This window comes from Streptomyces sp. CNZ301 (assembly GCF_004217425.1).
This window is the reverse complement of record NZ_SHLG01000001.1, coordinates 2,875,080-2,889,947: the sequence shown is the minus strand read 5'-3', so window position 1 is coordinate 2,889,947 and position 14,868 is coordinate 2,875,080. Positions and strand designations below refer to the sequence as shown.

The 14,868-nt window shown below is 69.8% G+C and carries 9 protein-coding genes and 1 pseudogene; 2 read left to right on the top strand and 8 right to left on the bottom strand.

Annotated elements, in window-relative coordinates:
• Positions 1-90: 90 nt before the first annotated feature.
• From EV375_RS12330 to EV375_RS12315, 4 genes are all read right to left on the bottom strand, one after another.
• Positions 91-1,332 (bottom strand): family 1 glycosylhydrolase, encoded by a 1,242-nt coding sequence (locus tag EV375_RS12330; RefSeq protein WP_130299479.1) that lies wholly within the window; start codon positions 1,330-1,332, stop codon positions 91-93.
• Between the two features lie 78 nt (positions 1,333-1,410).
• Complete coding sequence (locus tag EV375_RS12325) at positions 1,411-2,346, bottom strand: carbohydrate ABC transporter permease (protein WP_486588443.1); 936 nt, start codon at positions 2,344-2,346, stop codon at positions 1,411-1,413.
• A complete protein-coding gene (locus EV375_RS12320; RefSeq protein WP_130299478.1) occupies positions 2,343-3,320 on the bottom strand; it encodes a carbohydrate ABC transporter permease in 978 nt (325 codons plus the stop codon). The genes EV375_RS12325 and EV375_RS12320 overlap by 4 nt, the downstream gene beginning before the upstream one ends.
• 64 nt (positions 3,321-3,384) lie before the next feature.
• Positions 3,385-4,743 carry an ABC transporter substrate-binding protein gene (locus EV375_RS12315; protein ID WP_130299477.1) on the bottom strand — a complete coding sequence of 453 codons (1,359 nt, stop codon included), beginning with the start codon at positions 4,741-4,743 and terminating at the stop codon, positions 3,385-3,387.
• A 323-nt stretch (positions 4,744-5,066) separates the two neighbouring features.
• On the opposite strand from EV375_RS12315, the gene EV375_RS12310 reads away from it, so the two are divergent.
• The gene (locus tag EV375_RS12310; protein ID WP_130299476.1) at positions 5,067-6,128 is read left to right on the top strand and encodes a slipin family protein; all 1,062 of its coding nucleotides are present in this window, start codon (positions 5,067-5,069) and stop codon (positions 6,126-6,128) included.
• A 220-nt stretch (positions 6,129-6,348) separates the two neighbouring features.
• Here the strand turns inward: EV375_RS12310 and EV375_RS12305 are convergent, their stop codons facing one another.
• The 4 genes and pseudogenes from EV375_RS12305 to EV375_RS12290 all read right to left on the bottom strand — a co-directional run bounded on the left by EV375_RS12305 (position 6,349) and on the right by EV375_RS12290 (position 11,863).
• Positions 6,349-7,437 carry a class I SAM-dependent methyltransferase gene (locus EV375_RS12305; RefSeq protein ID WP_130299475.1) on the bottom strand — a complete coding sequence of 363 codons (1,089 nt, stop codon included), beginning with the start codon at positions 7,435-7,437 and terminating at the stop codon, positions 6,349-6,351.
• 918 nt (positions 7,438-8,355) lie between these two features.
• A pseudogene (locus EV375_RS12300) lies at positions 8,356-8,640 on the bottom strand (hypothetical protein); the annotation flags it as partial.
• A 441-nt stretch (positions 8,641-9,081) separates the two neighbouring features.
• Positions 9,082-9,540 (bottom strand): (2Fe-2S)-binding protein, encoded by a 459-nt coding sequence (locus tag EV375_RS12295; protein ID WP_130299474.1) that lies wholly within the window; start codon positions 9,538-9,540, stop codon positions 9,082-9,084.
• A gap of 10 nt (positions 9,541-9,550) precedes the next feature.
• Positions 9,551-11,863 (bottom strand): molybdopterin cofactor-binding domain-containing protein, encoded by a 2,313-nt coding sequence (locus EV375_RS12290; RefSeq protein WP_130299473.1) that lies wholly within the window; start codon positions 11,861-11,863, stop codon positions 9,551-9,553.
• 737 nt (positions 11,864-12,600) lie between these two features.
• Here EV375_RS12290 and EV375_RS12285 point away from each other — a divergent pair.
• Entirely contained in the window at positions 12,601-14,757 is a 2,157-nt protein-coding gene (locus EV375_RS12285; protein ID WP_130299472.1) for a LamG-like jellyroll fold domain-containing protein, read from the top strand.
• Positions 14,758-14,868: the final 111 nt, after the last annotated feature.

Below are 14,868 nucleotides of genomic sequence, written 5' to 3'. Positions count from 1 at the left end.
GCCGGCGGGCGGTTCCCGTGGCCGGGACGCCCGGCCGGGCGTCCCGGCCACGGGAACCGCGCCCTGTCCGACGGGTTCTTCGGGGGGCTGTTACCCGTCGTCGCCCGATTCCGTACCGGCCTCCCGGGCCATTTCGCGGAAGCGGTCCACCACGGGGGTGGGCCTGCGCCGCAGGGTGTTGCCCGCGTCGCGTTCCAGGTCGTAGAGGCCCATCTGGACGAGCCAGTGGTCGGCCGGATCGTCGGACTCGCGGTAGAGCCAGTCGACGAGGGCGAAGAAGGGGAACCACGTGTAGCCGACGAGGTCCATGCCTTGAGCGCGAAGGGCGTGGACGGCGGTCACGCTCTCCTCCAGCCACGTCAGGCGTTCGGAGGCCGGGCCGCCGCGGCTGGTCTCGGTGACGAACAGCGGCCGGTCGTAGCGGGCGGCGTAGGTGTGCAGCAGGTCGGTCAGGCCTTCGGTGCCTGCCTCGACGGGATGCTCGGTGCCTGTTGCGGGGTCGAATCGCGAGGTGGTGAAGGCGGGGTAGTAGTTCACGCCGATCACGTCGGGCGTCACGGCGTTGTCCCGGAACCACCTCAGCTCCTGGTCGGTCGTGCCGTGCCGGGTGAGGTAGCCGTGCATGGGGTGGGCGTCGTCGATGCGGCCCAGCACGAGATCCAGACCGATGAAGCGCCGCTCCACAAGGTGTTCCAGGGGAGCCCGTTGCGTGTCACCCACCCACCGGAACCCCGCGTCGACGTGGACGAAGACGGCTTCGGGCTGTACCTCGGCGATGCGCCGCTGGGTGAGCACCATGCCGCGTGCGAGCTGGACGATCAGCTTCACGAAGCCGTCGTCGCCGCGCAGGCATGGCGGCCAAAGACCTTTCTCCCCGCAGTAGATCGCGTTGATGACCGGCTCGTTCAGCGGCGTCCAGTCCGTGAGGCTGCCGCGGTAGCGCTCGGCGACGGCGGCCGCGTAGGAGGCGACACGTTCCGGATAGGCGGAGTTGAGGAACTGGTTGTCCAGCCACAGCGGCGTCCCGTAGTGCATCAGGTCGACGACGCAGCGCAGGCCCAGGCCGTCCATGTGCGCCACGACCTCGTCGAGCCACTCCCAGCGGAAGTCGCCGGGCGCCGGTTCCACCAGGTACCAGGGGATGCCCCAGCGGATCAGCTCGGCACCGGCGTCGGCGGCGCGGTCGAGGTCCTCACGCCACTGCGCGTAGTGCTGGGTGAGTTCGTACTCGTCGAGCTTGCGGTGGCCGGCCGACTCCTGCGGAACGAAAGTGTCCTCGATGCCGACGGCGAAGCGAAGCCGTCCGTCCTCGAACCAGCGTCCTCGTGTCAAGACTTCCGCCTCCTGCTAGTCGTTCGGGGCGCACCTGGCGCACCTGGCGCACCTGGCGCACGGGCCCGTCGCCGCGTGTCACTTGATGCCCGTCGTGGCGATGCCCTGTACGAAGCTGCGCTGGATCAGCAGGAAGAGCACGATCACCGGCAGCAGGGAGAGCACGGCCCCGGCCATGAGCAGCCCGTACTGCGTGACGTGCTGGCCCATGAACAGCGACAGCCCGGCGGGCAGCGTGGCGCGGCTGGTGTCCGAGGTCATGATCAGCGGCCAGAGCAGGTCGTTCCAGTTGAACTGGAAGTGGAACAGCCCCAGCGTCAGCAGCGCGGGACGGGCCAGCGGCAGCACCACACGCCAGTAGATGCGCCACTCCGACGCACCGTCGACGCGCGCCGCCTCCTCGAGGTCCTTCGGGAGGGACAGGAAGAACTGGCGGAGGAAGAAGATGCCGAAGGCGTTGGTCGCCCGCGGAACGATCATTCCCGTGAAGGTGTTGACCAGACCGAGGTTGTTGAGCAGGTCGTACAGCGGGACGAGAGTGATCTGGAACGGCAGCATCAGCATGATCAGGATGATTACGAAGACGGCCTCGCGTCCGCGGAATTCGAGCCTGGCCAGTGCGTAGGCGGCCATCGAGTCGAAGAGCAGGGAGACGACGGTGACCGTGACGGCGAAGATGACCGTGTTGCGGTACAGCGTCGCGAAGGGCAGCTCCTGCCAGATGTCGACGTAGTGCTCGAGGGTGAAGGAGCGCGGCCACAGCGTCGGCGGGCTGGTGACGATGTCCTGCTCCGGCCGCAGGGAGGCCAGCAGCATCCAGATCAGCGGGAGCAGGACCGCCAGCGCGATCACCGCCGCCGCCACGATGGTGCTGATCCGCCAGACCAGCGCGAGGTCGACGCCCCGGCGGCCGGGCGGGGGAGTCGCGCCGGGCCGGGGCGCCCGGAGCCGGGACGGGCCGCCCGGGGCCCAAGAGGCCCGTGGACGCCGGGAGTTGTGCGGTGTGGTCGTCACAGGGTCACCGCCCGCTTGCGGAAGTAGCCGAACTGAAGCATGGACAGCACGAAGACCAGAACCAGCAGCACCCAGGAGATCGCTGCCGCGTAACCGAACTCGTTGCGCTCGAAGCCCATCCGGTAGGTGAAGACGACCAGCGTCTCGGTCTGGAAGAACGGTCCGCCGTGCGTCATCACGTAGATCTGGTCGAAGGCCTGGAGGGTGCCGATGGCCGCCATCATCGTGATGAGCATGGTCTGGTTGGCCAGCAGCGGCCAGGTGATGCTGCGCAGCCGCTGCCAGGCGTTCGTCCCGTCCACGCGTGCGGCGTCGTGGAGTTCGGGCGGTATCGACTGCAGGCCGGCCAGGTACATCACCATGTAGAAGCCCAGGTTCTTCCAGACGCCGACGGCGATCACGGCGGCCATCGCGTAGCCGGGGTCCTCCAGCCAGCCCTGCTCGGTGGAGATCCCCACCGCCGACAACCAGTGGCTCAGCAGGCCGATGTTGGGGTCGAGGAGGAACGCCCAGGCGATCGAGACGACGCCCAGGGAGACGACGAACGGAAGGAAGACGGCGGAGCGCAGGAATCCGCGCAGCGCCATCGCCCGGTTCAGGAAGAGGGCGAGAGCGAGGGCGAGCACCACGCCGACGGGTGTGCTGACGACGGCGTACAGCAGGGTGTTCTCCAGGGCGTTCCACGCCTCCGGGTCGTCCAGCAGCCGGCGGTAGTTGGCCAGTCCGATCCAGTGCGCCGCCTGCATCAGGTTGTAGTCCGTGAACGACAGGTACGCGGCCTGGATCATCGGCCAGACGACGAACACGGCCAGCGCGGCCAGGCTGGGAGCCAGGAACAGCCAGCCGGCGCGCGCCTGCCGCGTGCGCTGAGTGGGGCGGCGGCGCCGGGCGGGGCGGCCGGGCCGGGAGCGTGCGACAGCATCCGTGGCACGGGCGGCGCGGTGGACGGCCGCCGGATCAGCTGCCGTTCGCATGTCTACCTCCATCGGTGCGGTGACCGGCCGGGCGGTGCCGGGGGCAACCACCCGGCCGCGGCCGCTACTTCTGCTTGTCGAGCTCCGCCTGCACACGCGCGTCGGCCTTCTTGAAGACCGACTCGACACTGCCCTTGCCGTTCAGCGCACGCTGGAGGGCGGGGTAGAAGATCTGGTCGGAGATCGTCGGGCCGTTGACCAGGCCGGGCAGGTACGGCCGGGCGCTCTTGGTGACGTCGGGGGCGCCGAACTCGGCCGCATGCGGATTGGCCTTCAGCTCCTCGGGGTCGACGTCGGTGCGGTCCGGCGGGAACCCGGTGCCCTCGGAGAGCTTCACCTGCGACTCCTTGCTGTTCCAGAAGGAGAAGAACTCGTAGGCCGCCTTCTTGGTCTGCGGGCTCGCCTTCGCGCTCAAACCGAACGAGGTGACGCCGCTCAGCGTCTGCTGCCCTTCGGGGCCCTTGAACGGCCGGGTGACGCCGTACTTCACCCCCGCCTCCGAGAAGGACGTGGTGACCCAGGGACCGACGATCTCCATCGCGGCCTTTCCGGTCTGGAAGAGCTTGTCGGCGTCGGCGCCGCCCAGTCCGATGGGGGAGACCTTCTCCGAACGCACCTGCTTCACCCAGTACTTGAGTGTCTTCAGCGTCTTCGGGTCGTCCAGGGTGGCCTTCTTGCCGTCCTCGCTGACCACGTCGCCGCCGCCCTGCCAGAGCAGGATCGGATACATGGGGACCGTCTCGTGGTCGGCGAGGGCGATGGCGTACTTGTCGGGCTTGCCGTCGCCGTTCTTGTCCTTGCTCAGTTTCGGCGCCATCGAGGCGAACTCGTCCCAGGTCTTCGGCGGCTTCTCCGGGTCCAGGCCCGCGTCCTTGAAGATGGTCTTGTTCCAGAACAGCATGAGCGTCGCCATGTTGAGGGGAACGCCGTAGTTCTTGCCGTCGAACTTCGAGCTGTCGACGGCCGCGGGCACCAGCTTCGAGGTGTCCATGTGCTTTTTCGAGTCGTAGAAGTCGTCGACGGGCTGGAGGACGCCCTTGTCGGCGTACTTGGGTATCTGGCCGGCGTCCATGGCGACGATGTCGGGGCCGCTGCCCGAACTGACGCTTGTCAGCAGCTTCTGGTAGAAGACGTCCCACGGCATCGGGACGGACTTGACCTTCACCTTCTTCTGCGACTCGTTGAACTCGCCGATCAGCTTGTCGATGGTCTTGCGGTCGCCGCCGGTGAGGCCGTTCCAGAAAGTAAGTGTGGTTTTGCCTTTCGACGAGCCCGCGTCGTCCGACCCGCTGCCGCCGGCTCCCTGGCCCGTGCAGGCGCTCAGCGAGACGGCCAGGCCGGTGACGAGGACGATGCCGGTGCGGCGGAGCGGGCGCCCGCGTGCGGTGCGCCGGAACGGGCCGTCGGGGGTGTGGTTCCGCATGGGTCCTCCCGGGTGTTCGTACCTGGCTGCGAGAGACGGCTGGAAGGGAACGACGGACCGTGGAAGCGGGCGTCGGGGGACCTTATTACAACGTTTACCTCAACGTTGTACAGGGTTGTTTCCAAAGATTCGCGCGGATCTGCGAGGCGCCTGTGGCCCGTGAGCTCTCTGTCACCTTCTGTGCCGGACTCCTCGGCGGCGGAGTTCGGCCGGGCCCGCTCCCGGTCCTGTCGCATCCCTCGCCCGGACGTCCCCGCGGCGCTACCGTTGAAGGAGGTTCTCTCCCTGAATGCCGGGCTTGTGTGGCAGTGCAGGAGGCCGTCATGGTCGTCGAGGTGATCGTCGGAATCGTGATCGCGTGTGCCCTGTACGCGATGGCAGCGGCACGCGTGATTCGGCAGTACGAACGGGGTCTGGTTTTCCGGCTCGGACGCCTTCAGTCGGGGGTCAAGGAGCCGGGATTCACCATGATCGTGCCCGGCATCGACCGGCTGCAGAAGGTCAACATGCAGATCGTCACGCTGCCGGTGCCCGCCCAGGAGGGCATCACGCGCGACAACGTGACGGTCCGCGTCGACGCCGTCGTCTACTTCAAGGTGGTCCAGCCCGCCGACGCGATCATCCGCGTCGAGGACTACCGCTTCGCCGTCTCGCAGATGGCGCAGACGTCGCTCCGCTCGATCATCGGCAAGAGCGAGCTCGACGACCTGCTCTCCAACCGCGAGAAGCTCAACCAGGGCTTGGAGTTGATGATCGACAGCCCTGCCGTGGAGTGGGGCGTGACCGTCGACCGCGTCGAGATCAAGGACGTGTCGCTGCCGGAGACGATGAAGCGCTCGATGGCGCGCCAGGCGGAGGCACAGCGCGACAGGCGTGCCCGGGTCATCAACGCCGACGCCGAGCTCGAGGCGTCGAAGAAGCTCGCCCAGGCGGCCGAGCAGATGTCCGAGACCCCCGCCGCGCTGCAACTGCGGCTGCTGCAGACCGTCGCCTCCGTGGCCACGGAGAAGAACTCCACGCTGGTGCTGCCCTTCCCCGTCGAGCTGCTGCGCTTCCTGGAGACGCCGCACGAGGGCGCCGGCCCCGGCGGCGGCAACGGGAGCAAGGGAGCCGGGACCGCCAAGGCAGGCAAGGTCAAGGGCGCCAAGGGCGGGCGGAAGAAGTCCCTGCCGGAGGCGGCCGCTTCCGACGAGTCCCTTCCCGGCGTGGCGGTGCCGCCGGATGCCTCCATTCCCCCGGAGGCGGCCGTACCGGAAGGTCCCGCTCCGGGCGCGATCTCGCCGGACGACGTTCCCGACGAACTTCCCGAGGCGGCGGACGAGGGGAAGCCGGGGGCTTCCGCCCCGCAGGACGACGCGGTCCCGGAGAGCCGCCGCCGTCGCTAGCGCTGCGGCTGTCGCGTGGTGCCGCGGCCGTCGGCGAGTGCGTGTGCGCTCCACGGCCGGAACTTGCGTGCGCGGAAAGCCGGATCGCCCTTCGCCCCACGGTTCGCCCACGACGTAGGCCGGTGCGGGAACCGAGGGAGGGCGCGCCTCCCGCTCGGCTCCCGCACCGGCCCTTGGCCGTCGTGGACGGCGGCCGGGGTGGCCCGGGCCGCCCCCGGAGTCAGGTCACCCGGTGCACCGGGCGGCCGTCGCCCCAGCGCTCGATCGCTTCCTCGTCGGCGAAGGCCAGGGCCCTGAGCATGTTCCCGCCGTCACTCGCGTTGACGGAACGCCGCAGCCGCTGTGCGTGCGCGTCCCTGAGCCGCGTCGTGCCGGCCTCGACGCTGTCGCCGTAGAACGGCTCGAAGGCCACTCCCGCGAAACCCGCGTGCCGCAGCAGGCTCGGCATGGTCTCCCGCGAGTAGAACATCAGGTGGTTGCGGGTGAACCCGTTCCACCGGGAGCCGTACGCCTTCAGCAGCAGCGACTGCGCGTTGACGGTGAGGATCATCAGCACGCCGCCGGGAGCCAGCAGGCTGCGGAAGCGGGTGAAGTCGTCGACGGGACGCGGCAGATGGGCCAGCACCGACCAGAGCGTGATGACGTCGAAGCCGCCCGCGGCGATCTCCGGTACGTCCTGGGGGTCGCCGAAGTGCGCGGTCGCCGACGTCAGACGCTCGTTGGCCTCCTTGACCGAGTCGGGCGACAGGTCGACGCCGTGAGCGTCGAAGCCGCGCTGCTCGGCCAGTTCCAGGAAGTACCCGGCCCCGCAGCCGAAGTCCAGCAGCCTGCGATCGCCGCCCTCGTCGAAGACGGGCTTGAAGGCGTCCATGGCCTGCCGGTACCGGCGCTGCCGGTTCGAGGCGTAGTCGCCGGTAAGGAAGGTGCTGTAGTTCTTGGAGTACAGGTCACCGAGGCGTTCCGGCAGGATGTTGGGGTTGCGGTAGAGGAAGCCGCAGGACGGGCAGCGCACGACGTGGTACGACCACGCGGTCTTGCCGTTCTTCTTGAGCTTGGACGGTTCGTAGAGCGGCTGCTGCCTGGACTCGCCGCACATGTGGCAGGAGATGAACTCCTCGATCGCGCCGAGCTTGACGCGTGAGCGATATTCATCGAGGGATATCACCGGCGAAGTGCGCAGCAGCCGGCGCCACTGCATCTCCCTCAATGCCCGCTCGCCCGGCCTGACATAGACGCGCTGCGCCCAAGGGACGCCGTCGTAACGCGATCCGTACACGGCGCGGGCGACGGCTCGTTTGGCTGACACCATATCGGCACCTCTTCGAGACGGCTTTCGGCTCACAGTGTCACCCGGGAACGGAATTGTTCAAACAGTGCTGGGACTCTTTTGTGCCGTGAACCCCCGCAGTTCTCTTCGGATCTCTTCCAATCGATCTCAATTTGTTTCTACAGGAAAGTCGATGGTTGCGGATTGTGCCCTTATGTCTGATCTCGATGGTCGGTTCATGCCAGTTTGATCGGTTTCACGGGAGGGGAGTTCCCTTCACTCCCCGGATGTGCCGCGCCGATGGAGCTCGCGTGAGTCGTGTAATCGGAAGTGGACGGTGCGTGCCCCTCCGGGCGCCGCCAGGGCTTTTCGTGCCCGTCGGGAAACATGAATGGAGCACCGAACTTTCGGCGTCCGGGGAAAGGATCTCCGTTTCGCCGCGGGTATCGGGCCGGAAAAAGTGAGTCATACGAAGCGGTAATGTCACGCAGTGCGACTGTCATAAGTCGGTAACAAAAGTGGCTGCGGGTGCGGCAATTCCCTCCCGGGGCAAAGGAAGCGGGCGGGTCCAGCCGCCCATTACCGTCCATCGATCGCCGTGAGGGCGGCCGGGCGGCGCGGTCCGCCGCCCAGGGCGGGCGCGTTCGTCTCCGCCGGGGCCGTCCGGTCTCGCGGGATCTGCGAAGGTCTCCCGGCGAGGAACGCCCCGAGGCCGCCGACCGCCACCTCCGGAGCCCGTCCTCCGCCGGCCGCACATGGCAGCGCCCCCTGCGCCGCGTCCCGTGGACGCCGCGCAGGGGGCGCGCGCCGTGAGCGATCGCGGACCCGGCATCGCCCGGTTCGCTGATCGCGGCCCGGCGTCCTCAGGACGCGGGCTGTTTCCGTTCCGGTGGCCGCGTAGAACGGCCACGCCTTCTCCCGGGGAGAGTTCCTCAGGGGACCCGCACGTGGTGGGGTCCGTCAGAGCCTGCGGACCCGGGCCGAGATCCCGTGCCCGATGAGCAGATAGATCAGCGCGGGCAGGCCGTAGTTGAAGAAGACGCGCAGGCCTTCGCTCTCCATCGTGAAGATGTCCTGCGCCCACGCGGCCAGCCAGTCCGCCGAGCCCTTCACGAACTCCACGAACGGGTTCGCCTGGTTCGCCTCCAGCAGGTACAGCAGGATCCACATGCCCAGGATCACGGCGGCGATGTCCGCGATCGTGTGGATGATCAGCGCGGCGCGACGTGCCCCTTCGCCGTCGCCGCGCGGGCGGCGTTCCCGCCGCGGCGCCGGAGGCTGGTTGTAGCCGTAGTCCGGTGGCGGGGGCGGGCCACCGCCCTGGTAGCCGGGGCCCGGAGGAGGGCCGCCGTAGCCGGGACCCGGGGGCGGGCCGCCCTGGCGGTAGGCCTGGCCCGGAGGCGGGCCGCTCGGCCCGGGCTGGTACGGCTGCCTGGGCATGGGTTCGGTGTCACTCACGGGATCGGTCCCAATCCGACGCGCAAACAGCGTCTCGTCGCAGGATTCTCGTCGAAGGAGAAGAACGGCCACGGCCGCGGGGTGCGGATACCCGGGGATGCTCCAGGGGACACAGCCGTCCGGAAATCCGGTGCCCGCATTCCCTCAGCGCCGGGGCAGCGTGACGGCGTTACTGCCGTCACCGCACCCACACACCGCGGTCCAGGGGCGTGCACCCGCCGCGGCCGTCTACTGCATCATCGACGCCGCCTTCTTGATCGCCTCACGGATGCGGAAATAGGTGCCGCATCGGCACACGTTCGCAATCGCGTCGATGTCTTCGTCCGAGGGATTCTTCGTCTTTCGCAGCAGGGCGACCGCGGCCATGATCTGGCCGGGCTGGCAGTAGCCGCACTGGGCGACGTCCTGCTCCAGCCACGCCTCCTGCACCGGGTGCAGCTTGTCGCCGTCGGCGAGGCCCTCGATCGTCGTGACCTCCTTGCCGTCGGCATCGGAGACCGGCACGACGCACGGGTTCACCGCCCGGCCGTCGAGGTGGCTGGTGCAGGCCTTGCAGACGTCGATTCCGCATCCGTACTTGGGGCCCCGCACGCCGAGCAGGTCGCGCAGCACCCACAACAGGGGCAGGTCGTCAGGGGCGTCGACCGTGACGCTCCTGCCGTTGACGGAGAAGGTGTGGGAAGGCAACGGAGGCTCCTCAACGCGGGAAGGGGTCGAAGTCGACGTCGAAGTTCACGGGGAAGGAGCGCGGCTTGGTGCCGGTCGCACGCGCATAGGCGTTGGCGATGGCTCCGACCGCCGCGGGCACGCCCAGTTCCCCGGCGCCGCCGGGCTCCCCGCCGTCCTCGGCGGGCATCACATGGATCCGTACGTCCCGCGGGCTGTTCTTCTGCCGCGCGTAGTGGAACTGCGAGTAGCTGCCCTCCAGCGGGAGCCCCCTGTCGATGTGCAGCCCGGCCCGCAGCGTCGTGGAGATGGCGTCGGTCAGCCCGCCGAGCATCTGCGCCTCGAGCCCGCGAGGGTTCACCGGCCGCCCGACGTCCACCGCGATGACGGCCTTCGTGACCCGCGGCTCCTTCGGATCGCGGGCGTCGATCTCGACGAGGCACGCCGTACAGGACTTGTACTCATCGTGGAAGGCGACGCCCTGCGCGAAGCCCTCCGGCATCTTCCGGCCCCACTCGCCGTCCTCGGCGACCCTGTCCAGCACCGCGCGCTGGCGCGCGGACTTGAGGAACTCGCGCCGAAAGGCGACCGGGTCCTTGCCCAGCTTCTTCGCGATCTCGTCGACGACGATCTCCTCCGCGCCACGCGTGTTCGCCGAGTAGACCGACCGCCACGACGCGGTGGGCATCTTCAGCGGCACCTCGTTGAGCAGCTGGGTCGTGACGCCGAAGTTGTACGGGGACTTCACCGTCGTCAGGAAGAGCGACTGCGCGATGCTCGCGTTCCCCGCGACGGGAAGCTTCGCCGCGTTGGCGGTGAGGATCTCGCCGAGCCCGTGCCGCAGGTCGGTCTCGACGGCTGCGACGCGGTGCTCGAAGCTGATCACGTTGCCCAGGGAGTGCGTCGCGCGGATCTTGTGGTGGGTCGCGGGCCGCATCCGGCCGTGCCGCATGTCGTCGATGCGTGACCACATCAGCCGGACAGGCCGCCCGCTCTTCTTCGAGATGCGGGCCGCCTCCAGCGCCGCGTCGAAGAAGAGCCTGCGCCCGAACGAGCCGCCGCCCTGGATGACATGGACGGTGACCTTGTCCTGCGGCAGTCCCAGTTCGGCGGCGATGGTCTGCTGCGCGACGATCGGCGACTTCAGCCCCGACCAGATCGTGGCCCGGTCCCCGCGCACGTCCGCAACGGCCGAGTTGGACTCCAGCGGAGCGTGACTGACGAAGGCGAAGTCGAACTCGGCGTCGGTGTGCCCGGTCAGCACGGGAGGCACAGCGAGGGGCAGGGTCGCGGCACGGAGCTTCTTGCGGATGCCGTCGTCGGAGAGGTCGTCGACGGTGCCCCTGCCCCAGGTGACGTCCAGGGCCTCCTTGCCGTCGAGCGCCTGCCCGAACGTCTCCGCTACGACGGCTACACCCGTCTCGACGGTCACGACGTCCAGCACGCCCGGCATGGCGCGCACTGCGGCCTCGTTGCGCACCGACTTCACCGTGCCGCCCAGCGTCGGCGGCCGTCGCACCATGGCGGGCTTCGCGCCGGGCACGTCCAGATCGAGGGTGTACTGCTGCTGCCCGGTCACCATCGCCCGGGCGTCGAGGCGGGAGGTGGGCACGCCGACGAGCGTGTGGTCCGACTCCGGCTTCGTGGCTGTGAGGGCGCCGCTCAGCTCCTCGGTGCGTCCACCGGCCGCGGCCGTGGCGAGCGAGGCGTACGAGGCGCGCCGGCCGCCCGGCCCGAGGACCACACCCCGGCGCACAGACAGGGCTTCCGGCTTCATGTCCCACTTGCGCGCGGCGGTCGCGATCATGCGGCCGCGGGCGGCAGCGGCGGTCTGCCGGACGGGACCGTACAGCGACCTGATCGAGTTCGAACTGCCGGTGAGCTGGTTGAACACCAACTCGGGCCGTGCGTCGTCGAGTTGGACCCGTACGTTCTCCAGAGGCGTGTCCAGCTCCTCGGCGACGAGCATCGCGACGGCGGTCGTCAGGCCCTGGCCGACCTCCTCCCTCGGCAGCCGGAAGTGCACAGTGCCCTCTTCGTCGATCTTCAGCACCAGCAGGCCCGAGGTGGGCTTGGCGGCAAGGATCAGCACGTCCCCCAGGTCGAGGAGGTCGGCGGGCGCCGGGGGCGAAGGGACGGCCGCCTCAGCCTCGCGGGGCGCGGCCGTCTCCGAGCCGATGCTGGTGGCCACGGCCAGCGTCGGAGCGGCGACCAGGTACGTCAGGAACCTGCGCCTGCCGTGCTCACGGGGGCGGCTGCCACCGGTACCCGTACCCGCCTCGTCGGGGGTGCTGTGCGCGGCGTGCGCGCCGGCCCGGCCGGCCTCCTCATCCGCTCCCGCCATGGTCGGCTCCTTCGCAACAGGACGGCTGCCGGGACGGCGGTCCCGTGATCCGGCTTGGCGCACACACTTCCGCGCCCCGCCCTGCCGGGCAATGTGCCTTCCGTGACGATTGTGCGTAAGCGTTGGTAAGGCGTGAACACACTCCTAGCAGGTGTTACCCACGGTCATTCCGGGTCGCTCGATGCGCCCGGTTCACTGCCGGACTGCCGGGGCCTGTGCGGCTCTGCCGGTTCGCCTCCGGGGCCCTGGCGCGCAACTCCTCGTGGCGCGGCGGGTACTCGTCCTCCGGCCGCTCTCGCGGCTGCGGTTAACCGTTCATGAGGCGGGCCGCCGTGGAGTGCGTACCCGTGCGGGGGAGCAAGCGCCCGGCGGGGGCGGTGCCGGCCTTTCCGGCCGCCGTGTGAGCGGGCTTCCCCGACGGTGCCGTCGCTTCTCCTTCACCTCTGCGGCTGTTCACCGATCAGCCGGAGGCCGTACCGCCGCGCCACGTCCGCGGCCCACTCGTCGGAGAACGTGAGCGGTTCGTGCCCGGATCACGCACGCCTGGTTGCCGTGGCCGGCCGGGCCGGAAGCGGACGACCGGTCTAGGTACTTATTGCTCATGCCCGAGCTGTCACCGGTCTGTGATTCTGGGTGAGTGGCCGTCAGTGCGGTCGTCCGTGCCGCGGCCGTGCTCAAGGTCCAGCGTCGGTCTCTTGGCCGAGACGCCGCCAACAGCCAGGGGAATGAACGAACGGATGGTATTCACGCGCCTGTCCGACGACGAGTTGCGCCGCCTCGCCCAGGAGGAGGGGGAGAGGACGTCCGGCGCGCGCGAGGAGCTGGAGCAGCGCCACTACCAGGCCGTGCGGGCCTTCGCGTACGTCGTCAGTCCCGCGACGGGCGACGAGCTCGCCGGCCGGGCGTGGGAGCAGGCACTGCGGCCCCTGGACGAGGACATCACGGGGGCGATGCGTCCGCGTGCGCTCGCGGCCGTTCTGCGCACCGGCGCCGAATGGCTGCGCGGCGGCAGGCGGAGCGAGCTCGCACCGGGCCTGGTGGACTGGTTCGAGGAATCCGCCGGGGACGGCATGGACGCCGAGGCGGACGGGGACGCGGGCTCCGCGAGGCTCACGGGCCACCGCTCCTCCTCCCTCACCGCGCAGACCTTCGAGCGTCTGCCGGCCCGGAGTCAGACCGTGCTGTGGCACCACGAGGTCGAGCACGACGACGCCGCCGCGGTCCACCAGCTGCTCGCCACGGGGACCGAGGACGTCTCGCTGCTCAACAGGCGTGCGCGCAGGGAGTTCTACACCACCTACGTCAGCCTCCATCAGAACGCGACGGTGGACGACGCGTGCCGCCGGCTGCACCGCATGCTGCTCGCCTACGCGGAGCAGACGTCCATGAACACGCCTGGCGATCTCGTCGCCCACCTCGACCGGTGCGAGCACTGCGCGAGGGCCGTGGACGATCTGGAGCGCATGCGCTTCGAGTTCGGGAGCGTTCTGGCGGAGGCCATGCTTCCGTGGGGAGGCGCCGACTATGCCCTGGCGGCGCACACGGTCTCGTCGGAGACCCTCGACGTCTCCGGGACGCCCGGCGCCGAACCGGGCCGCGGTGCTGGTGCCGGAGCGCGGGCCTGGGCGAGTGCGGCGGCGCCCGGGCGACGGGTCCTCGGCGTGCTCCGTGCCCGCGCGTCCGCGCTGCCGGGCATGTCGGCCCTCTTCAGCGGGGAACGCAGCCCGCGTGCCCGCCGGTTCGCGCTGACGGCCGCGCTCGTCGGTCTGTGCTCCCTCGTCGTTGCCGTCGCCTACACGGGGGGCCTGCGGGAAGGAGCGCAGAACGGCGCCGGTCCGCGTCCCGGGAACACCTCCGGGCCGCCGGCGCCTTCCGGACGTGCCGAGCCGACCGCCACCGCCACGTCGACGGTGACGGCGACGAAGCCCCCCGGGAACCCGGGGAAGGGCTACAAGCCCCCATCGCCCGTGCGGGGAGCGGCACTTGAGTGGCTGTTCGACGCGGTCGAGGACGGGACCACCGCGGACACCTCCGGCAACGGTGTCGAGGGAACCCTCGACGGCGACCCGCTCCCGGAGCCGGCGAGCAGCGGCATCGAGTTCTTCGGGCAGCAGTCCGTCGTGGCGGACGGCCCGGTGGTCGACACGTCCAAGAGCTTCTCCGTCTCGGCGCGCGCCAGGATGAACGACACCGAGGACTTCCAGACTGTGATCAGTCAGGACGCCGAGAACGTCAGCGGTTTCTCCCTCCAGTACGACCCGGAGTCGGACCGCTGGGAGATGATCATGCCGGAGGAGGACGAGGAGAACGCCGATCTGGTTCAGGCGGGTTCGTCGCGGGGCGCGGCCCCTGACCGGTGGACGTATCTGACGGGGGTCTACGACGCCGGGGCGGGCGAGATCCGCCTGTACATCGACGGGCACCTCGAGGACACCGCCGAGGTGGACGGAGGCGGTGACTTCTCGGGCAACTCCAGCACGACGACCACCACGTCCACGACGACCTCCGGGGGAGGCTTCAGCTTCGACCGCGGCGGCGAGGGGGGCTTCGACGGCTTCGACGGCTTCGACGGCAGCGGCGACAGCAACGGGGCAGGCAACGGCGACCAATTCAGCGGCGGTGCCTGGGGCTTCGGCAGCGGCGACTTCACGGGGGCCTCGCAGGGCTCCGGGAGCAGCGCCGCCGACCTGGGCGGCGGCCGGCTCGCCGGCGACATCATCCGGAGGGTCACCGGCGGCGCAGTCCAAGTCGTCGACGCGGACGGCGACTTCGCCGTCGGCCGTGCGCTGGGCGGCGAGGAGTTCGTACGGGGCTTCGACGGAATCATCGACGATGTGCGGGCCTTCAAGCGGGCGCTCTCCGCGCGTGAAGCGGCGGCTCTCGCAGGCCGGTGACCGGCCGGCGGCCCGACTGGATGCGCGGGCTGCCGGCCGGGGGCCGGGCGCGCGGGCTGCCGATGGCCCGAAGCGGGCCGGTCCACACGACGAGAAGGGGTCCTCGGCGCG

Coding starts and splice junctions, on each gene's coding strand:
- EV375_RS12320 (WP_130299478.1), bottom strand. CDS start 3,320: ATGCGAACGGCAGCTGATCCGGCGGCCGTCCACCGCGCCGCCCGTGCC.
- EV375_RS12315 (WP_130299477.1), bottom strand. CDS start 4,743: ATGCGGAACCACACCCCCGACGGCCCGTTCCGGCGCACCGCACGCGGG.
- EV375_RS12310 (WP_130299476.1), top strand. CDS start 5,067: ATGGTCGTCGAGGTGATCGTCGGAATCGTGATCGCGTGTGCCCTGTAC.
- EV375_RS12305 (WP_130299475.1), bottom strand. CDS start 7,437: ATGGTGTCAGCCAAACGAGCCGTCGCCCGCGCCGTGTACGGATCGCGT.
- EV375_RS12290 (WP_130299473.1), bottom strand. CDS start 11,863: ATGGCGGGAGCGGATGAGGAGGCCGGCCGGGCCGGCGCGCACGCCGCG.
- EV375_RS12285 (WP_130299472.1), top strand. CDS start 12,601: ATGGTATTCACGCGCCTGTCCGACGACGAGTTGCGCCGCCTCGCCCAG.